Annotated in this window: 1 pseudogene; it reads left to right on the top strand. The window is 46.1% G+C overall.

From position 1 onward, the window contains the following. Positions 1-280, top strand: a pseudogene (locus AAEY83_RS14255) (type VI secretion system ATPase TssH); the annotation flags it as partial.

The raw sequence follows: 280 nt of genomic DNA, 5'->3' as shown, positions 1-280 counted from the left end.
ATTCAAGATAGCGCTATCATTGCGGCTGCGCGTATGAGTCATCGCTATATTACTGATCGTAAACTGCCGGATAAGGCGATTGATCTCATTGACGAAGCAGCCAGTCGTCTGCGGATGGAGATGGACAGTAAGCCTGAGGCATTAGGTAAGCTCGATAGCCGTCTGATTCAGTTAAAAATGCAGCGCGAAGTGTTGAAAAACGAAGAAGATGCGGGTGCGAAAGCAGAGCTCAAAATACTAGATACACAGATTGAAGAAGTTGAAAAAGAGTCTGCTGACC

The sequence above is a fragment of the Psychrobacter sp. TB20-MNA-CIBAN-0197 genome, assembly GCF_040309765.1.
GTDB lineage: Bacteria > Pseudomonadota > Gammaproteobacteria > Pseudomonadales > Moraxellaceae > Psychrobacter > Psychrobacter submarinus.
The sequence above is the reverse complement of the archived record's forward strand: the minus strand, read 5'-3'. Positions and strand labels throughout refer to the sequence as shown.